Here is a 19,186-nt window from a genome sequence, read left to right as displayed (position 1 = left end):
GAGGAGTTGGGATGAAGTACCATCAAGAGTTTTTGCAAAGGAGAATTGCGCGTCTGCGGCGAGCAGCGTGCAAAGGCTCCACTGCCGACAGCGTTCTCACAGGGAAGTGCGGCCAGCAATGACGGAAATCTCACTGCGCGGGCTTGGACATCGTTTTCTGCAACTGATCGTCAGCCTCTTCATCCTGCTCTGCATCACCTTCATCATCGGCCGGGTCATGCCGAGTGATCCGGTCGGGGCAATCGTCGGCGAACTTGCCGATCCCAAGGCCTATGAGGCCATGCGAGCGCGGCTGGGGCTCGACCTGCCGCTTTACCAGCAATTCTTCATCTATCTGCGCGGCTTGCTGCATGGCGATTTCGGCATTGCGATCCTGACCGGCAACCCCGTTACCCGCGATCTGGCGCAGGCTTTCCCCGCCACTTTCGAACTCGCCACGCTGGCGATCATCATCTCGACGGTCGTCGGCGTCCCACTCGGTCTCGCCGCCGCCCTCTTCCGCGACACCTTCATCGACAAGTTCGCGCGCGTGTTTGCGCTGGTAGGACATTCGATACCGGTCTTCTGGTTCGGCATCGTCGGGCTGGTGATTTTCTACGCGAACCTCAACCTTGTCGCGGGGCCTGGCCGGGTCGATGTCTTTTACGAAGGTCTCGTTGAGCCGAAGACGGGATTGATGCTCGTCGACACCCTCCTTGCGGGCGAGACGGAAATCTTCTGGAATGCGCTTGGACACATCATCCTGCCGGCGATCATCCTCGCCTATATGGCCATGGCCTATATTACCCGCATGACGAGGGCCTTCACCCTCGAACAGCTCAGCCAGGATTATGTCATCGCCGCAAGGGCCAAGGGCGTCAGCCCAGCACGCACCATAACCGGCCATGTGCTGCCCAACATCGCCGTGCAGCTCATCACCGTGCTGGCGATCTCCTATGGCAACCTGCTGGAAGGCGCCGTGGTCACGGAGATCGTCTTCTCCTGGCCCGGCATCGGTCAATACATGACGAATGCGCTGCTCATCGGCGACATGAATGCGATTCTGGCCGCCACAATCGTCATCGGCTTCATTTTCATGTTGCTCAACTTCCTCGCCGATCTGGCCTACACCACGCTCGATCCCCGTACACGGGAGGCCGCACGATGACCGATATCGCGCACAACAATACCGTTGATCGTCCCAGCGCCCTGTCGCGCATCTCAACCACTACCGCGCGGACACTTCGAAAGCTCGCGGATGAACCGCTTGGAATGTTCGGCTTCGCCATTCTGGCCATTCTGGTTCTGGTCGCAATCTTTGCTCCGCTCATCGCGCCTTACGATCCTGCCCGTCAGGCTCTGGAAAACGCGCTTCAACCACCCAGCTGGGCGCATCTGGCCGGAACCGACGAATTCGGCCGCGACATTTTCAGCCGGCTTGTTTACGGCACCCGCATCACCATCCAGACGGTACTGTCGGTCTCGGTCATCGTCGGTCCTATCGGCCTTGCCATTGGCGTGATGGCCGGTTTCTTCGGCGGACGAACCGACGCAATCCTGATGCGCGCGACCGATATCGTCCTGTCCTTCCCCTCGCTCGTGCTGGCGCTTGCCTTTGCGGCCGCCATGGGCGCCGGTCTCGGCACGGCGATCATTGCGATCTCGCTGACGGCATGGCCGCCGATTGCGCGTCTTGCCCGCGCGGAAGCGCTTGTCGTGCGCAATACAGACTACGTCGCCGCCGCCCGTCTCTATGGCGCCTCGCCGCTGCGCATCCTGTTTCTGTACATTGCGCCGATGTGCATTCCCTCGGTCATCGTTCGCCTGACGCTGAACATGGCGGGCATCATCCTGACGGCCGCTTCACTCGGCTTCCTCGGTCTGGGAGCCCAGCCGCCGCTACCGGAATGGGGGGCGATGATCTCCAGCGGCCGTAAGTTCATGCTCGATTACTGGTGGGTCGCCGTCATGCCCGGCATTGCCATCCTGCTGACGAGCCTTGCCTTCAACATCGCCGGCGATACGCTGCGCGACCTTCTGGATCCGCGTCATGCCCGCTCCTGATAGCTCCCCCATCCTTTCGGTCCGCGACCTCAATGTCCGTTTCGGCCGCAACACCATTCCCGCCGTGTCCAATGTCAATTTCGATGTCGGGCGCGAAAGGGTCGGCATCGTCGGTGAATCCGGCTCCGGAAAATCCACCACCGGCCGGGCTGCCATGCGGCTCCTGCCGAAAAGCGCCACGGTGACGGCGGAGCGGATGGATTTCCTGTCCGAGCCGCTGCTCGAAAAATCCGAGCGGCAGATGGGCGCAATCCGCGGCAGCGAGATGGCGCTTATCATGCAGGACCCGCGTTATTCGCTGAACCCGGTGCTGCCCATCGGAAAGCAGGTGGCGGAGGCCGCCGAACTGCATCTGGCGCTGACCGGAAAGGCAGCGAGAGGTGCAGCACGGGACATGTTGCTGCGCGTGCGCATCAACGATCCCGACCGCGTGATGGCGCTTTATCCGCACCAGATATCGGGCGGCATGGGACAGCGCGTGATGATCGCCATGATGCTGCTCGCAAAGCCCAAGCTGGTCATTGCCGACGAACCGACCTCGGCCCTCGATGTCAGCGTGCGCAAGGATGTGCTTTTGCTTCTGGACGAGATGGTGCGGGAGAATAAATCCGGCCTGATCCTCATCAGCCATGACATCCGCATGGTCGCGGCCTTCTGTGAGCGCGTGCTGGTCATGTATGGCGGACGCGTCGTGGAAACGCTGACGAAGCTGGAGGATGCGCAACATCCCTATACGCGGGGCCTGATCGCGGCGATGCCCGATCCCCGCAATCCGGTGCGGCGTCTCAAGGTGCTGGACCGTCAGGCCATCGATACGGAGGTCATGCGATGATCACGGTAGACAAGCTCGACGTCGTCTACGGCGCAAAGGAAAACCGCAATCACGTCGTGCGCGGCGTCAGCCTCACGGTCAACAGAGGTGAAACGCTTGGCATCGTCGGTGAGAGCGGCTGCGGCAAGTCGACATTGCTGCGGTCGCTGGCGGGGCTGGAAGCCGGCTGGACCGGCTCGATCAGCTTCGACGGCAAGCCGGTCGGCAAGCTCCGCAGCCGCGAGGAACTGAAGCTGGCGCAGATGGTGTTTCAGGACCCCTATGGTTCCCTGCACCCACGCCACCGCATCGGCCGGGCGCTCGCCGAACCGATCCGCGCCATGGGACTTGGCGATGGCTGGTCGAAAGTGCCTGCCGCCCTGCAACAGGTGGGCTTGCCCCCACATTTCGCCGAGCGCTTCCCGCATGAACTTTCCGGCGGCCAGCGGCAGCGCGTGGCAATCGCCCGCGCGCTGATCCTCGAACCGCCGATCCTGCTGCTCGACGAGCCGACATCCGCGCTCGACGTCTCCATCCAGGCGGAAATCCTGAACCTGCTTGCCGACCAGCGCGAAGAACGCGACCTCACCTTCGTTCTCGTCAGCCACGACCTCGCGGTGATCGCCCATATGTGCGACCGTGTGCTGGTCATGCAGAACGGCGATTTTGTCGATGAGCTGACCAAGGCCGATCTTGAAGCGGGCGTTACCCATTCGGCCTATTCAGGCGAGCTGTTCGAAAGCAGTTTCCTGTAACGATCACCCCCACAACACTCACACCGGGCGACCCATCCACGGCCGCCCGCCTTCTCCCGTGGCGCGATTTCGGGGATTTCGCCTGCCCGGCAGCGGCCAATCGCCGGTAGAGGACGGGCGACCTTTTGGGCCAATAAATCTCACCACCGACTGCGTTTAAACCACCGGAACAATGCGTTCAGCATTTGTTCTGGATTGCTGTTTGAGTCTTTGCTAATCATTGCCACGACAGGGCAGACAATGGCCGGACATTCCGACGACTGCCATCTCTGAACAAGGTTCTCACCCGTGGGGACAGGCAGGTTATCTAAGGATTGCTGGCATGGCGGTTGCCTATCTGGAAAAGCTCAACGAACAGCAACGCAAGGCGGTGGAACATGGCGTTGGGCTGGCAGACGGGCACACGGCCGGGCCGCTGCTGATCATCGCCGGGGCCGGTTCGGGCAAGACCAATACGCTCGCCCACCGTGTTGCGCATCTGATCGTGAATGGCGCCGATCCCCGCCGCATTCTGCTGATGACGTTTTCCAGACGTGCCGCCACGGAAATGTCGCGGCGGGTCGAGCGTATCTGCAAACACGTTATCGGGGCGAATTCGGCAATCATGACAGACGCGCTGGCCTGGTCCGGCACGTTTCACGGCATCGGCGCGCGCCTGTTGCGCATCTATGCCGAGCAGATCGGGCTCAACATCGATTTCACCATCCACGACCGCGAGGATAGCGCCGACCTGATGAACCTCGCCCGGCACGAACTCGGCTTTTCCAAGACCGAAAGCCGCTTTCCGACGAAGGGGACGTGTCTTGCGATCTATTCGCGCGTGGTGAATTCCCAGACGCCGCTCAAAGAGATATTGCGCCAGCATTATCCCTGGGTCGCCAACTGGGAGAGCGAACTCAAGGAACTGTTTGCAGCCTATGTGGAGGCCAAGCAGGTCCAGAACGTTCTCGATTACGACGATCTCCTGCTCTACTGGGCCCAGATGGTCAGCGATCCCGTCCTTGCGGACGATATCGGCAACCGCTTCGACCATGTGATGGTCGACGAATATCAGGATACCAACCGGCTTCAGGCTTCGGTGCTGATGGCACTGAAGCCCGGTGGCCGCGGGTTGACCGTGGTGGGCGACGATGCGCAGTCGATCTATTCCTTCCGGGCAGCGACGGTGCGAAACATCCTCGATTTTCCGGCTTCCTTCAGCCCTGCTGCCGACATCATCACGCTTGACCGCAACTATCGCTCGACGCAGCCGATCCTTGCGGCCGCCAACGGCGTCATCGATCTGGCGCGCGAGCGATTCACCAAGAACCTGTGGACCGAGCGGCAGTCGCTGGAGCGCCCGAAACTCGTGACGGTGAAGGACGAGACCGAACAGGCGAATTTCATCATCGACCAGATTCTCGCCAACCGCGAAACCGGCATGACGCTGAAACAGCAGGCCGTGCTGTTCCGCACCTCCAGCCATAGCGGCCCGCTCGAGGTGGAACTGACCCGCCGCAACATCCCCTTCGTCAAATTCGGCGGCCTGAAATTCCTCGACAGCGCCCATGTGAAGGACATGCTGGCCGTGCTGCGCTTCGCGCAGAACCCGCGCGACCGCGTCGCCGGTTTCCGGCTGCTGCAGATGCTGCCCGGCATCGGACCGAAGAAGGCCGGCAATATTCTCGATGCGATTGCAACAGACCCCGAGCCGCTGCTTGCCCTTGCCGAAATACCGCCGCCGCCGAAGACCGGCGGCGACTGGACAGCCTTCACGCAAATGCTGGTGGGCCTGCGACAGGCGCCGAATGACTGGCCGGGTCAGATCGGGCAGGCGCGACTGTGGTACGAACCGCATCTGGAACGCATCCATGAGGATGCGGACACCCGCAAGGCCGATTTGCTGCAGCTCGAGCAGATCGCCGGCGGCTACCCCTCACGCGAGCGCTTTTTGACCGAGCTGACGCTCGATCCGCCGGACGCCACCAGCGATCAGGCCGGCGTGCCGCTACTTGACGAGGACTATCTCAGCCTCTCCACCATCCATTCGGCAAAAGGCCAGGAATGGCGCTCCGTCTTCATCCTGAATGTGGTCGATGGCTGCATTCCCTCCGATCTCGGGGTCGGCACCACCCAGGAACTGGAGGAAGAACGCCGGCTGCTCTATGTCGCCATGACGCGCGCCAAGGACAGCCTCGCGCTGATCACGCCGCAACGTTTCTTCACCGGCGGGCAGAACCAGCAGGGCGACCGGCATGTTTACGCCGCAAGAACCCGCTTCATCCCGGCGACATTGCTGCAATTCTTCGAAACGGCAACCTGGCCACTGGTGTCGGCTGCCGCTTCCGAACGCAGCGCGCAGCAGATCCGCATCGATGTGGGTGCGCGGATGCGCGCCATGTGGAAATAAAGAGAGGGGCATTCACCCCGCTCTCATGACTGGCGATTGTTTTCCGGTCGACGCCGTTGTCAGAACTTCACGCTGGCCGTCAGGCTGACATTGAAGGGCTCGCCCACGGCATTGGCATAGCTGGTGGAGCCGATGGACGAGGTATAATAGGTCTTGTCGAAGATGTTCTTCAGATTGAGCTGCAGCGTCACCGGCTTTTCGAACTGAAGCGTATAGGTGGCGAAAGCGTCGAAGACCGCATAGCCCGGCAGATTATAGGAATTGTCGTTGATGCCGGCGCGCTCACCCACCGCCCGGACGCCGCCGCCGATGCGGAGCGTATTGCCGTTCGGACCGACCTCGCCGACATCATAGGCAAGGAAGAGCGAGCCGGTGAGGCGCGCCACATTCGGCAAGCGCTTGCCGGCATAGGTGGGATCTTCGAGCACCAGCGCATCCGTATAGGCATAACTCGCGATGAGATCGAGATCGTTGGTCAGGCTGCCGGCAATATCGACCTCCACACCGCGCGAACGGACGAGGCCGGCGGCCTTCACCGTAGAGACGCCGCCGACATCTTCCGAATAGGCGACATTGCGCTTGCGGGCATTGAACAGGGCGATATTGGCGTTCAGCCCGGCGAAAAGATCGAACTTCGCACCCACTTCGTAGGAGATGCCCTCTTCCGGATCGAGCCCGCCATAATAGGCGCCGATGGAGGATTGCGGACGGAAGGTTTTGGCCACATTGGCGTAAAGCGAGGCATTCGGAGTGAGCTTGTAGACCAGACCGGCATTGGGAATGAGCTCGCCGCCATCCTTCTCGGTATTGACGACGAAGGGACGGCCCTTGCCGGCATAGATGTCGTAATACTGGTAACGCAAACCGCCGACCGCGATCCATTGATCGTTAAGGTGCAGGGCATCCTGCATATAGATCGAGGCGGTGGAAAGCTCTTCCGTCTGGTCGCTGTCGACCGCCCTCACCGTTGTGCAGACCGGCAGGCGGCCATAGACGGGATTGTTGACGTTGAAATTCGTGGAATTCGCGCATCGCAGCATGTCGGTGCGCAGGGTATCGCTGTAGTCATAGGACGCGCCGAACAGCAGGTCGTTGCGCAGCCCGCCGATTTCGGCCTCGCCCGTCAGATCCGCCCGCAGCGCGTGATTGTAGATCGTGGAATATTGCGTCGCATCAGCCCGTCGCGTCACCTGTCCCGTGCGGGAATTATAACCCATCACGCGCGCCTGATTGTCCGAATATTCGTTGCGGCTATAGGCGTAATTCAGCGACAGCTTCCAGTCATCGGAGAGTTGGCGGTCTATGGCGATGCTCGCGAGATCGGATTTACCGTCGGTGATGTTATAGGCTTCATCGAGGCGCAGGCGGCGGCTGACATTGATCGCCCTGCCGGTCGCCGGATCGAAGATCGTGCCGCGATCGAACGGCACGCTGTAGTCCTCATGCATGTAGGAAACCGTAATATCGGTGTCCTCGCCGCTCCATTTCAGCGAAGGCGCGATCAGCCAGTTCTTCTTTTCACCGAAATTGCGCCAATAATCGCTGTTTTCCCCCTCGCCGATCAGGCGATAGGAAAAATCCGTGCCCGCAATCGGGCCGGTCACATCGAAACCGCCCGATGTGCCATACTTGCCCGCCCCATAGGCGGAAAAGCGCGAATAGGCCTCCGCCGTGAATGTGTCCTCCGGCTTCTTCGTCACGACATTCACCATGCCGCCGGGATCGAGAATGCCGTAAAGCGTGGAGGCCGGGCCTTTCAGCACTTCCACCCGCTCGACCGTATCGTTGAAGGAATGCGGCAGGGCCGTCTTCAGCCCGTTGACGAGAATGGAGCCGTCGCGATTATCGCCGAAACCACGGCGGATGACGGCATCCTGCGTACCGCCGAGCGTATTTGCCTGGGTGACGCCGCTGACATTGGCCAGCGCTTCATCCAGCGAGCGCGCCTGCTGGTCGTGCAGCACCTCGGCCGTCACCACATTGACCGATTGCGGAATGTCGAGGAGCGGCGTTTCGGTGCGTGTCGCCGTGCCCGTCGTCACCGGCTGATAACCGCGCGCACCTTTTTTGACATCGGCATTGACGGTTATGGTTTCGAGCACGGTCGTCCCGTCGGCATTTTTCTTCGGTGCCGCACTCTCCTGCGCATAAGCAGGCAGGGCGACCCCGGCCAGAAGAAACGCCAGCAGCGCCCGCGAGCGCACCCCAATGATCATCGAACCGTCATGCATCCTGTCTTGTCCCCGGCTGTCCCAAATCGTCATCGCGACGATGCACCGCTCTTTCAATTGATGAATGTAGTAGTCAACTTTATTTCCGCTTCAGCGCGGCAAAACGTCGGCACCGAAGAGTGCATTCGCGCTTCCTGGCGTGTCATTTCAGCCCATGACAGCCGCTTTTTGTTCAAATCGACCGGCAAAAACCGCTTTTTCGAACGCCATATACTTGACTACTACAGTCATCAATAATTCTGGTGGCAACGCATTCAGACGGGGACGAATTTGAACGACGGCATGAGACCCATAAGCACGGATACAGGCCTTGCGGCGCAGGCAATCGAGCTTGCCTATGGCGACACGCCGGTGCTTGCGGATATGTCCATCGATGTCGCACCGAACCGCTTCACCGTTCTGCTTGGCCCGAACGGTTCCGGAAAATCCACGCTTCTCTCCGCGCTTGCCCGCCTGCACCGGCCCGCACGGGGCCATATTCTTCTCAACGGCAGCGATATCTTCCGCCACCCGACCAAGGAGGTGGCGAAAAAGCTCGGCATGCTGGCGCAGCAGAACCATACGCCGGAGGGGCTTTCGGTTTTCGACCTCGTCTCCCGGGGCCGTTACCCGCATCAGGGATTTCTGAAGCAATGGAGCGAGGAAGACGCCCGCGCGGTGGAAGAGGCGCTTTCCGTGACCGGCATGTCCGAACTGGCGGAAAGAGCGGTCGACAGCCTTTCAGGTGGCCAGCGCCAGCGCGCCTGGATCGCCATGGCGCTGGCCCAGCAGACGGATATAATTCTTCTCGACGAGCCGACCACCTTTCTCGATCTGCACCACCAGATAGAGGTGCTGGACATGCTGGCGGGCCTCGTCAGCCGCCACAACCGCACGATCGTGGCGGTGCTGCACGACATCAATCTTGCCCTGCAATATGCCGATCACCTGATTTTCCTGAAGGACGGGCGGCTGCGGCACCGGCTGGAAACGGCGGCGGCCTGCGATGCCGGCATCATTGCCGATGTCTTCGACATGGCAGTTGCCCAGCTCACGCATCCGGTGACGGCGCGGCCGGTATTTCTTCCCCTGCCCGGACGGGCCGGCGCGGCATGAACCTTACCGGCACCAGCAGCGCAAACACCCTTGCCCTTAGAGAGCGAGCCTATGGCCGCACACTTGCGGCAGCACTTCTCCTGCTGCTTGCCCTGTTGCTTCTGGTGCTGGCGCATATGGCCACCGGCCCGCGCCCCATCGCGCCGCACGTTCTGCAAGACCTGATATTTGCTTATGACGCCCGCAATTTCGACCAGCAGGTTTTGATGCGCCTGCGCCTGCCGCGTCTGCTGGCTGCGTTGCAGGCCGGGGCCTGCCTTGGAACAGCGGGTCTTCTGTTGCAGACCCTGCTTCGAAATCCGCTCGGCGAGCCGCATATTCTGGGCTTGAATGCCGGGGCAAGCCTTGCCGTCGTTCTGGCGACGGTACTGCCGCTCGGGCTGATCGCAACGCCGCTCTTCCGCCCATTGCTGGCGGCGACGGGCGCGGGCATCAGCTTTTCGCTCGTGCTTCTCCTTGCTTCCGCCGGTCGGCAGGGGCTGACGCCGGCAAAACTCGTCTTTTGCGGCATTGCGCTTTCCACGCTTGCCGCAACCATCACCTCCGCCATCCTCATCCTCAATGAGGAAACATTGCAGCAGATGCGTTTCTGGCTGGTGGGCGACACCGCCGGCGTTTCCATGGCAACCATCGCCGCCGCCCTACCCGCGGCCGCGATCGCGCTTATCCTCGCTTTCGCCGTCGCCCCCCGGCTCGATCTTCTGGGGCTGGGCGACAGCGCAGCCGCAGCGCTCGGCGTGCCGATCCGTTCGACGCGGATTCTGGCGCTTGTCTCCATATCGCTGTTCTGCGGCGCGGCCATCGCCGTCGTCGGTCCCATCGGCTTCGTCGGTCTTGTGGTGCCGCCACTCGTCGCGCGCCTGAAAACGGGACGGCTTCTGCTTGCCATACCCATCGCTGCACTCGGCGGCGCGGTTCTCTTGATCGCAGCCGATCTTGCCGCCCGCCTCATTCTCCTGCCGAAAGAACTGCCCACCGGTGCGATGACCGGCCTTGTCGGCGCGCCGGTGTTTCTCTGGCTGGTGCGCAGGGTGCTGAAATGAACCGTTACCGGGTTCTCCGACTGGGGCGCTTTTCCGTCCGCGTCATGCCGTCGCGGCTCATCATTCTGCTGTCGCTTTTCCTCTGCCTCATGCTTGTCGCCCTGTGGTCGCTCACCGCCGGCAGCCAGCATATTCCCGCCTCCGCCCTGTGGTCGCTTGTCACCGCAACCAACACCGATGCCGCCATGACCGACGCGGTCGTGGTTCTCGACTTCCGGCTCTCGCGTCTGGCGCTTGCGATGGTGGCCGGCGCCATGCTCGGCATTGCCGGCGCCATCATGCAGGCCACAACCCGCAACGGCCTTGCCGATCCCGGCCTGCTCGGCGTGCGCGAAGGCGCATCCCTTGCCGTGCTGGGCTGCCTGTTCCTGCTGCCTTCCCTGCCGGTCATGTTGCGCCCCGTTGTGGGCATTGCCGGCGGCATGGCAAGTGCCATAATCGTTCTCACGCTCTCCGGCGCAACCTCGCGCCTGCGCTTCGTGCTGACCGGCATCGGCTTTTCATGGTTTTTATCAGCTTTGCTGCTTATCCTCATGGCATCGCTCGATATTCGCAATTTGCAGACAGCGATGATCTGGATGGCTGGCAACCTGCAGGGCGCAAGCTGGACCGCCGTTTCAATCCTCTCCGTCATCCTCGTCATCGCCCTTGGCCTGCTGTTGTTGACGGCGCGCGCCGCAGACTTGCAGGCACTCGGCGATCATGCGGCGACGGCGCTTGGCGTCCATAACCGCCTCCTTTCAGTGCTTCATGTCACGCTTGCCGTCAGCCTCACCGCATCCTGCGTTTCCTTCACCGGCAGCATCGGTTTTGTCGGCCTGATCGGTCCGCATATCGCCCGGCTTCTATTGCCCGGTGGCTCCTATCCGGGGCTTGTCTTGGGTGCCGGCCTTACAGGCGCAACTCTGGTCGCAGCCTCCGACACCATCGCCCGAACCGCCTTTTCACCGCTGGAGCTGCCGACCGGCCTCGTCCTTTCCGCCGTCGGCGCACCCACGCTCCTTGCCCTTCTCTGGTTTCACCGGCATCGCCTATAGGTCCCCCATGCGCAAAACACTTCTCGCCCTTCTCCCGGCCGCCGCTTTTCTCCTCGTTACAGCCACGGCCCAGGCCGAAGAGACCAGCCGAAGCTTTACCGACGACCTCGGCCGCAGCGTTTCCATTCCGGCAAAGCCGAAGCGCATCGTGACGCTGCACGATATCGACCTCACCATTCCGCTGATCGAGCTAGGCGTGACGCCGGTGGGCAGCCATGGCCGCATGGGCGCGGACGGCAAACCCTATCTGCGCTCCAGCGCCATTCTGACCGGTGTTGATTTCGACAATAGCGACATCGCCTATATCGGCTCCATCAATGCCGATCTGGAGGCGATTATCGCCCTCAAGCCCGATCTCATCCTGACCGAGCCTGACCGCCCCACCCCCGTTGAAAAACTGGCGCAGATCGCCCCCACCGTCGCCATCGACAATAACAAAGACGGCGCACCGCATATTTACAAGGTGCTGGCCGAACTCACCGGCACGCAGGAGCGGCTGGCCGTGCTGGACCGTCGTTACCGCGCACAGATCGAGGCGCTGAAGGCATCGGTCGATACCGGCGCCATCACCGTTTCGGTGTTCCAGCCGCTCAACGGCAAGATCAGTGTCTACCACACCTATCGGGCGCTCGGCCGCGTGCTGCGCGATGCGGGTTTCCGTTTCCCCACCATCATCGACGCCATTCCGGATGGCGACCGTATCGAGATCAGCGCCGAACGCCTGCCGGAACTCGATGCCGATATTATCTTCGATCCCTATCGTTCCGATACCGGCGCTTCGCCGCAGGCGGAAATCGACATGATGGAAGCCGTGATGCCGGGCTTCTGCAATTTTCTTCAGGCCTGCCGCAACGGTCGGTACATCCTCCTGCCGCGCGAGGAAGCGATTTCCAATTCCTACGCCGCGCTCAGCCTCATGGTCTCCGCCGTCCAGTCGCATTTGACGGTGCGGCCGGCGCACGAAAAGTGACGGCGACGACCACTACGGACAAAAGCGCTTGCCTCCCGGCTTGGCGCGCTGCTAATTCGTGAAGAAGAGTAGAAAACTCAGCTTCACGGAAGAATTCATGCCGGCTGGCGAGACGCATACATCAAGGCTTCGGCGCACTGACCGTTTCGGCGAGCAGCTGCGCAAGCGCCGCGACCGCCTGTCGCCGGGCCTGCTTGCCGTTGCCGAATATATTGACGGCCACCGCCATGCCGTTCTCGCCAAATCGGCGCTGGAAATCGGCTTCGAGACCAACACATCCGATGCGACCGTCATCCGCGCCATACAGGCGCTCGGCTTCCAGGGGCTGGTCGATCTCAAGGAAACGCTGGAGGCCTATCTGGGCGTGACGGATTCGCCCGTCGAAAAAATGGCGGCGACGACAAAATCCATATCCGGCAACTGCGATGCGGCGATAGATTTCGTGCTCGACAATCAGAAAAACACGCTGGAGATGCTTTCAAGCGCAGAAAACCGCGAAGCCATGGCGGCGGCCGTGCGGCTTCTCTCGCAAGCGCGCGGCATCGGCGTGCTCGGCATCGGCGCCTCCGGCATCATCGCCACCTATGCGGCAAGGCTGTTCCAACGCTCGGGCGTCCATTCCTATGCGCTCAACGCCACCGGCATCGCGCTTGCCGAACAATTACTCGAGCTTGAAAACGGCCACGTCCTCATCATGCTCCTGCACGGCCGCGCCCACCGCGAAGCCCAGACCGCCATAGCCGAGGCCGGCCGCCTCGACATCCCGATCATCATGCTGCTTGGCCAGGAAGACAGCGTGCTCAAAAAACACGCCAACGCCAGCCTCTTCCTGCCCCGCGCCAAAAACGAAGGCGTGGCGCTCCACGCCCCCACCTTCATCGCCATGGAAACCATGGCCCTTGCCCTCTCCGCCGCCTGCCCCGAGCGAAGCCTTGAGACACTGGAGCGGCTGGTGGAACTGAGGACGTCGATCAGGCCGCATAAGCGGGTTTAGCTTTTTGGAACTCTTCCCCATCCCTCTCCAGGCGAAAAAGTAGCGCTGATAAAACAAGCTTTCTGGATACTGTTCGATGGAGTTTCCGTCGCTCTTGTGTGGGCGATCAATAAAGCGTTATTGACTGTCCCTACCGATAAAGCCATATCACCCTGAGTAGGCAGACCAGACAGGATCCGCATAGTGCAACTAGAAGCATTCTCGATATCAGGCTTGAAAAAGATAACTCCGGCGCGTTTCGGCGACAGCAGGGGGTACTTCAGCGAGGTTTTCAAGAGGGATTGGTTTCGCGAAAATGTAGCGGATGTGGAGTTCGTGCAGGACAATGAATCCCTCTCCGCACAGGCCGGAACCGTAAGAGGGCTTCATTTCCAGACAGAGCCTTTTGCACAGGGCAAGCTCGTTCGCTGCATTCGGGGACGGCTGCTGGATGTCGCTGTCGATATCAGAACAGGATCGCCCACCTTCGGACAATGGGCCGCTGTCGAGCTATCACCGGAAAATGGCGAGCAACTGTGGGTTCCGGCGGGATTTGCCCATGGCTTCATGACGCTCGTTGACAACACGGTCATCTCATACAAGGTGACGGCCCCTTACAGTGCAGCCAATGACCGCGGCGTCAAATGGGATGACCCCGCCATCGGTATAAACTGGCCGAAGCTGGAAGGCTGCATCCTTTCCGACAAGGATGCAAGGCAGCCGCTTCTGTCAGAATTGCCTGAATATTTCACCTACCAAAACACTGGGAACTGATGATGCGCGTTCTAGTTACCGGCGGCGCCGGATTTATCGGCTCAGCCCTCGTACGTTATCTCGTTAGCGAGGTTGGCGCGGATGTTCTCACTGTCGACAAGCTGACTTACGCAGGAAATCTGGCGTCCCTCAAGCCGATCGAAAATGCGCCTAACCACCGCTTTCTTCAGGCCGACATATGTGACCGGGCTGCGATGAATGAGGCATTCGCGACATTCCAGCCGGACTACGTGATGCATCTGGCCGCCGAAAGCCACGTCGACCGCTCAATAACCGGCGCTGCGGATTTTATTCAAACCAATATCCACGGCACTTTCACAATGCTGGAAGCGGCGCGGCAATATTGGAGCGGCCTTGCGGAAGACGCCAAGGCGAATTTCCGCATGCTCCACGTGTCAACCGACGAGGTTTACGGCTCACTCGGGGACAACGGCCTGTTTGAAGAAACAACCCCCTACGACCCTTCATCGCCATACTCCGCCTCGAAAGCCGCAAGCGATCATCTTGCCACGGCCTGGCAGCGTACTTATGGCCTTCCGGTCGTCATTTCCAATTGCTCTAACAATTATGGACCATTCCATTTCCCGGAAAAACTCATTCCGCTGATCATTCTCAACGCACTGGAAGGCAAGCCTCTGCCAGTCTATGGAAACGGTGCGAACATCCGCGACTGGCTTTATGTGGAGGATCATGCCCGCGCCCTGTGGCTCATCGTCCAGAAAGGCCTTGCCGGCGAGAAGTACAATGTCGGCGGCAGAAACGAGCAGAAGAACATCGATGTGGTCAACTGCATCTGCTCCATTCTCGATGAGCTACGCCCGCAACCTAAGCCCTATGCCGAGCTTATCAAATATGTGACGGATCGCCCCGGCCACGATGCCCGCTATGCCATCGATGCGACCAAGCTCGAAACCGAACTCGGCTGGAAAGCGCAAGAAAATTTTGCCACTGGCATCCGCAAGACTGTGGAATGGTATCTCGACAATGCGTGGTGGTGGCAGCCGCTACGCGAGGGTGTGTACTCCGGAGAGCGCCTCGGCGTTCTGACGAAAGGCTGACTGGATGCGGCTGGCAGTTACGGGCAAAAATGGTCAGGTCGTCAGCGCCCTCCAGGCATTGGCGAATGACGAGCTGGAGATCGTGGCTCTTGGTCGGCCGGAACTCGACCTTGCGCAGCCTGAAACTGTTTTGAAGGCGCTACGCGAGGTAAAACCCGATGTCGTGGTATCGGCAGCAGCCTATACCGCCGTCGACAAGGCAGAAAGCGAGCAGGACATCGCTTTTGCCGTTAATCGAGATGGAGCAAGGGCTGTCGCACAAGCGGCAAGTGACATCGGCATTCCCGTCGTTCATCTTTCTACGGACTATGTTTTCGACGGCACCAAGGACACCGCTTATGTCGAAAGTGATCCGACAGGCCCCACTTCCGTCTACGGCCGCTCGAAGCTCGAAGGCGAACGAGCCGTTTCAGAGGCCACCGACAATTATGTGGTTCTGCGGACCGCATGGGTCTATTCGGAGTATGGCAACAACTTCGTGAAGACCATGCTCCGGCTGAGCGAGAACCGCGACGAAATCAATGTCGTTGCGGACCAGTTTGGATGCCCTACTTCGGCCAACGATATCGCTGCCGCGGTCGTAACAATCGCAAGAAGGCTCGTGGAAGATCCCTCGGCCCCTCTTCGTGGGGTGTTTCACCTGTCTGGCACCGGTGAAACGAACTGGGCGAATTTCGCGAAACAGATATTCGCCCTTTCCGCGGAAAACGGCGGGAAGTCCATTGTCGTCAACGACATCACGACTGCGCAATACCCTACCCCGGCCCGGCGCCCGGCAAACTCGCGGCTTGATTGCAGCAAGCTGGAAGAGGTTTACGGCATAAAGCTGCCGAGCTGGCAAACATCAACGCGCGCGGTGGTCACCGCTCTTGCGCAGAGCAAAAAGGAAATGCCATGAAGGGTATCATTCTGGCCGGAGGCAGCGGCACGCGCCTGCATCCGATGACATTGGCGGTCTCGAAACAGATCCTGCCAGTCTACGACAAGCCGATGATCTATTATCCGCTGACCACGCTGATGCTGGCCGGCATCCGCGAGATTCTGATTATCTCGACACCCCATGACATGCCGCTTTTCCAGTCCCTCCTCGGTGATGGTTCAAAATGGGGTCTTTCCATTGAATATGCGGTCCAGCCGAGCCCGGATGGGCTGGCGCAGGCATATATGATCGGCGCGGACTTCGTGGCGCGTTCGCCGTCCTGCCTTATCCTGGGTGACAACATATATTACGGCCATGGGTTACCGGAACTTCTGCAGGCTGGTACGAGCGTTAACGACGGTGCTACGGTCTTCGCCTATCATGTGAACGATCCCGAACGTTATGGCGTGGTCGATTTCGATGGTGAAATGCGCGCCCTCTCCATCGAGGAAAAACCGGCAAAGCCCAAATCCAACTGGGCGGTCACCGGTCTATATTTTTACGATGCTGATGTGGTCGATATCGCCGCCAATCTCAAACCGTCCGCGCGCGGCGAATACGAGATTACGGACGTAAATCGAACCTATCTCGAACGCGGCAAGCTGAAAGTATCCATCATGGGACGCGGTTACGCGTGGCTTGATACTGGCACGCCGGAGAGTCTTCTGGAAGCCGGTGAATTCGTGCGAACGCTGGAGAAGCGACAGGGTTTCAAGATTGCATGTCCGGAAGAGATCGCCTTGAGCAAGGGCTTCATTTCCAAGGCGCAATTTGTCGAAATCGCCGAAAAAGCGGGCAAGGGCGATTATGGCGTTTACTTGCGTAAACTTGCGAATGTATGATCCCGCTGATGGAAGTCGATCGATAGGCGGCATCAGGCTGTGCTTAAATCGGGTTTAGGTATCGACAATCGATGTATCAGTTAAAAACGCTGGGTCTTGAACCGGGCTACTATGATATAAGCGTCAACAGCAAATCTGGTTTAGACGCGATTGAAATTGCCGATCTCGATGATGTGGAGCGTTGCTGTCGTTTGGACTTCAGCTCGCGGAATATCCAATACAAAGTACATTTAAAAAAGCCGCTCCACAAAATAGTATTCAGTATAGAGAGCAACAAAGAATCCTCTAAAGGGTTTCCTATTTCATTTTCCAAAATAACGAAGACGTCCTTCGAGTTGTGGAAAATCTTCCTCGCAACACAGAAGCATGCACTCCAAAGCTTCGGGCCTGGAGAAAAGCTACTATGTCTTGGAAGAAATGCTGAGGATCGAGAAAAGGCAGCATTTGCGAACGTCGAATATCGATACCTGCACCTGTATGGCCTCGATGATGCTTCCAGAGATAAAAATGGCTGGTACTGGCTCGACGACGGCTGGCCTCTCGACAAAGCAAATAAACAACCGATTTATATAAGAAAAATTCGGAGCTGTGTTTATGTACATCTACACTATGTCGAGACATGGTCTGAGATAAAAACGATTATACTTGAAGATTGCTCCGGAAGCGACGTTATCGTAGGTCTTACGGCAACCAATATCGAGTTTCAGACAGAAATTTTGAAGACATTTCCAAATGCGACTGTGGTTGTTACGGAAAATCGCGGCAGAGATGTGGGACCGTTCATGGAGCTTCTAAGACAGGGCCGCTTCGATAAATATGATGCTGTATGCAAAATACATGGAAAACTGTCGCTGAAAGATGGAAAGCAGACAAAGTCAGGTGAGAGAATTCGCCGTTATATATTTTCCAGCCTGATAAGAGATGGCGCGCGGGATCGCATACTCGACTTATTTGAAGCCATGCCCGATCTTGGCGTTATTGGGCCAAAAAACCTGAGTTTGCCGAAAGCCGACCGTTCAGTGGCCCCATACCTGAAAGGCGAACTGAAGCAAATAAGAAAAATTTCAAAACGCACCGGGCTGTTGTTGGAACCTGATGAAATACAGTTCTTCGTTGGAACGATGTTCTGGTTTCGCCCAACAGCTTTCCACAAAATTCGTGTGGCCGATATTGGTCTTCAAGACTTCGATATCGAGAATGGTGCGAAACGCGGAACGTTACAGCACAGTCTCGAGCGGATGTTTTCTGCGTTTGTCCGTCAGTCCGGCTATAAGATCGGCACGGCTCAACCAGCGGCAGAATCCGACGGTACACATCACACAGTAGAATTTATCTGATGCACAAAGAGCTTTCAGTTTCCGACATCACCGTGGTCTCCGTCTGTTACAAGAGTGACGCGGTTATCGGACAAATGGTCGCTTCAATCCCTAGAGAAACGCCAATTATTCTGGTCGACAACGGGAAAACAAACCAGTTTCCATCCTTTCCCGCGGAACGCGCCATACATATAGAAACCCTCGAACAGAACGAGGGGTTCGGTGCGGGCTGCAATGCCGGCGCCGCAGTGGCAAAAACTCCTTGGCTGCTTTTTCTCAATCCGGATGCGACAATTCATCCTGGGAGCCTAGATCAACTTTTGTCGGCTGCGCGTCGGTATAAAGACGCATCCGCCTTTAATCCCCGTATAGAGAATAGTGATGGCTCAGAATATTTTAAGAGACGATCTTGGCTATTACCGCGTAATCGATACATGCCAAAAGGTTGGCCGCCTACGGACTGTGCTATTCCCGTTCTGAGTGGAGCCGCAATTTTTGTTTCAAGAGAGCTGTTTCTAAAAGCAAACGGCTTCGACCCCAACATATTCTTATATCACGAGGATGACGATCTCTCTCTCCGACTCGCGGAATTTGGACCGCTCATGTTTATTCGAGATGCAGTCGTTACGCACGCCAATGGCAATTCGACAGCCCGATCGCCCGCAGTCGCTAAGTTTAAAGCATTTCATATGGCGCGATCACGAATTTACACAGGTCGAAAACACAAAAGACCATGGCCTTTTTTATCAACGCTTATTCAAGCGCTTCTTTTGCTTCTCTCCCCACAAGCGCTCGTTTCGGCAAGACGCCGCGGCAAGGCAATCGGATTTCTAATGGGCTGCATTCTATATAAGGATATCGAAGAGCCATTTGAGCAGATGAGAACGAAATAGGACTACGAGGCTACGAGCTTGCCCATTTTTGCGCCCT

General features: G+C 58.8%; 17 protein-coding genes. 16 read left to right on the top strand and 1 reads right to left on the bottom strand.

Annotated features, from left to right (window positions below; all coding sequences use genetic code 11):
* The first annotated feature begins 118 nt into the window (after positions 1-118).
* The 5 genes from FGF54_RS24255 (at position 119) to FGF54_RS24235 (ending at position 5,998) form a co-directional block, all read left to right on the top strand.
* Positions 119-1,147: an ABC transporter permease gene (locus tag FGF54_RS24255; RefSeq protein WP_142781433.1), complete on the top strand. Its 1,029-nt coding sequence runs from the start codon at positions 119-121 to the stop codon at positions 1,145-1,147.
* Positions 1,144-2,043 (top strand): ABC transporter permease, encoded by a 900-nt coding sequence (locus FGF54_RS24250; protein ID WP_080818987.1) that lies wholly within the window; start codon positions 1,144-1,146, stop codon positions 2,041-2,043. Before FGF54_RS24255 ends, FGF54_RS24250 begins: the two co-directional genes overlap by 4 nt.
* Positions 2,030-2,875, top strand: coding sequence for an ABC transporter ATP-binding protein (locus tag FGF54_RS24245; RefSeq protein WP_142781432.1), 846 nt, complete (start codon positions 2,030-2,032; stop codon positions 2,873-2,875). The genes FGF54_RS24250 and FGF54_RS24245 overlap by 14 nt, the downstream gene beginning before the upstream one ends.
* Entirely contained in the window at positions 2,872-3,609 is a 738-nt protein-coding gene (locus FGF54_RS24240) for an ABC transporter ATP-binding protein (RefSeq protein WP_142781431.1), read from the top strand. The genes FGF54_RS24245 and FGF54_RS24240 overlap by 4 nt, the downstream gene beginning before the upstream one ends.
* A gap of 322 nt (positions 3,610-3,931) precedes the next feature.
* A complete protein-coding gene (locus tag FGF54_RS24235; protein ID WP_142781430.1) occupies positions 3,932-5,998 on the top strand; it encodes an ATP-dependent helicase in 2,067 nt (688 codons plus the stop codon).
* A 59-nt stretch (positions 5,999-6,057) separates the two neighbouring features.
* Here the strand turns inward: FGF54_RS24235 and FGF54_RS24230 are convergent, their stop codons facing one another.
* Positions 6,058-8,229 (bottom strand): TonB-dependent siderophore receptor, encoded by a 2,172-nt coding sequence (locus tag FGF54_RS24230; protein ID WP_142781429.1) that lies wholly within the window; start codon positions 8,227-8,229, stop codon positions 6,058-6,060.
* 282 nt (positions 8,230-8,511) lie between these two features.
* Between FGF54_RS24230 and FGF54_RS24225 the strand changes: the two genes are divergently transcribed.
* The 11 genes from FGF54_RS24225 (at position 8,512) to FGF54_RS24175 (ending at position 19,149) form a co-directional block, all read left to right on the top strand.
* Positions 8,512-9,324 carry an ABC transporter ATP-binding protein gene (locus FGF54_RS24225; RefSeq protein ID WP_142781428.1) on the top strand — a complete coding sequence of 271 codons (813 nt, stop codon included), beginning with the start codon at positions 8,512-8,514 and terminating at the stop codon, positions 9,322-9,324.
* Positions 9,321-10,367, top strand: coding sequence for an iron ABC transporter permease (locus FGF54_RS24220; protein WP_142781427.1), 1,047 nt, complete (start codon positions 9,321-9,323; stop codon positions 10,365-10,367). Before FGF54_RS24225 ends, FGF54_RS24220 begins: the two co-directional genes overlap by 4 nt.
* The gene (locus FGF54_RS24215) at positions 10,364-11,404 is read left to right on the top strand and encodes an iron ABC transporter permease (protein WP_142781426.1); all 1,041 of its coding nucleotides are present in this window, start codon (positions 10,364-10,366) and stop codon (positions 11,402-11,404) included. The genes FGF54_RS24220 and FGF54_RS24215 overlap by 4 nt, the downstream gene beginning before the upstream one ends.
* Before the next feature lie 7 nt (positions 11,405-11,411).
* Positions 11,412-12,374 carry an ABC transporter substrate-binding protein gene (locus FGF54_RS24210; RefSeq protein WP_142781425.1) on the top strand — a complete coding sequence of 321 codons (963 nt, stop codon included), beginning with the start codon at positions 11,412-11,414 and terminating at the stop codon, positions 12,372-12,374.
* Between the two features lie 97 nt (positions 12,375-12,471).
* Positions 12,472-13,368, top strand: coding sequence for a MurR/RpiR family transcriptional regulator (locus tag FGF54_RS24205; protein WP_080857999.1), 897 nt, complete (start codon positions 12,472-12,474; stop codon positions 13,366-13,368).
* Positions 13,369-13,551: 183 nt separating this feature from the next.
* A complete protein-coding gene (rfbC, locus tag FGF54_RS24200) occupies positions 13,552-14,121 on the top strand; it encodes a dTDP-4-dehydrorhamnose 3,5-epimerase (RefSeq protein WP_142781424.1) in 570 nt (189 codons plus the stop codon).
* Between the two features lie 2 nt (positions 14,122-14,123).
* On the top strand, positions 14,124-15,179 hold the full coding sequence (gene rfbB, locus FGF54_RS24195) for a dTDP-glucose 4,6-dehydratase (RefSeq protein WP_142781630.1): 1,056 nt from the start codon (positions 14,124-14,126) through the stop codon (positions 15,177-15,179).
* A gap of 4 nt (positions 15,180-15,183) precedes the next feature.
* Complete coding sequence (gene rfbD, locus FGF54_RS24190) at positions 15,184-16,077, top strand: dTDP-4-dehydrorhamnose reductase (protein WP_142781423.1); 894 nt, start codon at positions 15,184-15,186, stop codon at positions 16,075-16,077.
* The gene (gene rfbA / locus FGF54_RS24185) at positions 16,074-16,940 is read left to right on the top strand and encodes a glucose-1-phosphate thymidylyltransferase RfbA (protein ID WP_142781422.1); all 867 of its coding nucleotides are present in this window, start codon (positions 16,074-16,076) and stop codon (positions 16,938-16,940) included. Before rfbD ends, rfbA begins: the two co-directional genes overlap by 4 nt.
* Before the next feature lie 71 nt (positions 16,941-17,011).
* Positions 17,012-18,277, top strand: coding sequence for a rhamnan synthesis F family protein (locus FGF54_RS24180; protein ID WP_142781421.1), 1,266 nt, complete (start codon positions 17,012-17,014; stop codon positions 18,275-18,277).
* Positions 18,277-19,149, top strand: coding sequence for a glycosyltransferase family 2 protein (locus FGF54_RS24175; RefSeq protein ID WP_142781420.1), 873 nt, complete (start codon positions 18,277-18,279; stop codon positions 19,147-19,149). Before FGF54_RS24180 ends, FGF54_RS24175 begins: the two co-directional genes overlap by 1 nt.
* The last annotated feature ends 37 nt before the right edge of the window (positions 19,150-19,186 follow it).

This window comes from Agrobacterium sp. T29 (genome assembly GCF_006970545.1).
Taxonomy (GTDB): domain Bacteria; phylum Pseudomonadota; class Alphaproteobacteria; order Rhizobiales; family Rhizobiaceae; genus Agrobacterium; species Agrobacterium leguminum.
Note: the sequence above shows the minus strand (reverse complement) of the source record. Positions and strands in the feature narration are given on the sequence as shown.

Coding starts and splice junctions, on each gene's coding strand:
- FGF54_RS24255 (WP_142781433.1), top strand. CDS start 119: ATGACGGAAATCTCACTGCGCGGGCTTGGACATCGTTTTCTGCAACTG.
- FGF54_RS24250 (WP_080818987.1), top strand. CDS start 1,144: ATGACCGATATCGCGCACAACAATACCGTTGATCGTCCCAGCGCCCTG.
- FGF54_RS24245 (WP_142781432.1), top strand. CDS start 2,030: ATGCCCGCTCCTGATAGCTCCCCCATCCTTTCGGTCCGCGACCTCAAT.
- FGF54_RS24240 (WP_142781431.1), top strand. CDS start 2,872: ATGATCACGGTAGACAAGCTCGACGTCGTCTACGGCGCAAAGGAAAAC.
- FGF54_RS24235 (WP_142781430.1), top strand. CDS start 3,932: ATGGCGGTTGCCTATCTGGAAAAGCTCAACGAACAGCAACGCAAGGCG.
- FGF54_RS24230 (WP_142781429.1), bottom strand. CDS start 8,229: ATGCATGACGGTTCGATGATCATTGGGGTGCGCTCGCGGGCGCTGCTG.
- FGF54_RS24225 (WP_142781428.1), top strand. CDS start 8,512: ATGAGACCCATAAGCACGGATACAGGCCTTGCGGCGCAGGCAATCGAG.
- FGF54_RS24220 (WP_142781427.1), top strand. CDS start 9,321: ATGAACCTTACCGGCACCAGCAGCGCAAACACCCTTGCCCTTAGAGAG.
- FGF54_RS24215 (WP_142781426.1), top strand. CDS start 10,364: ATGAACCGTTACCGGGTTCTCCGACTGGGGCGCTTTTCCGTCCGCGTC.
- FGF54_RS24210 (WP_142781425.1), top strand. CDS start 11,412: ATGCGCAAAACACTTCTCGCCCTTCTCCCGGCCGCCGCTTTTCTCCTC.
- FGF54_RS24205 (WP_080857999.1), top strand. CDS start 12,472: ATGCCGGCTGGCGAGACGCATACATCAAGGCTTCGGCGCACTGACCGT.
- rfbB (WP_142781630.1), top strand. CDS start 14,124: ATGCGCGTTCTAGTTACCGGCGGCGCCGGATTTATCGGCTCAGCCCTC.
- rfbD (WP_142781423.1), top strand. CDS start 15,184: ATGCGGCTGGCAGTTACGGGCAAAAATGGTCAGGTCGTCAGCGCCCTC.
- rfbA (WP_142781422.1), top strand. CDS start 16,074: ATGAAGGGTATCATTCTGGCCGGAGGCAGCGGCACGCGCCTGCATCCG.
- FGF54_RS24180 (WP_142781421.1), top strand. CDS start 17,012: ATGTATCAGTTAAAAACGCTGGGTCTTGAACCGGGCTACTATGATATA.
- FGF54_RS24175 (WP_142781420.1), top strand. CDS start 18,277: ATGCACAAAGAGCTTTCAGTTTCCGACATCACCGTGGTCTCCGTCTGT.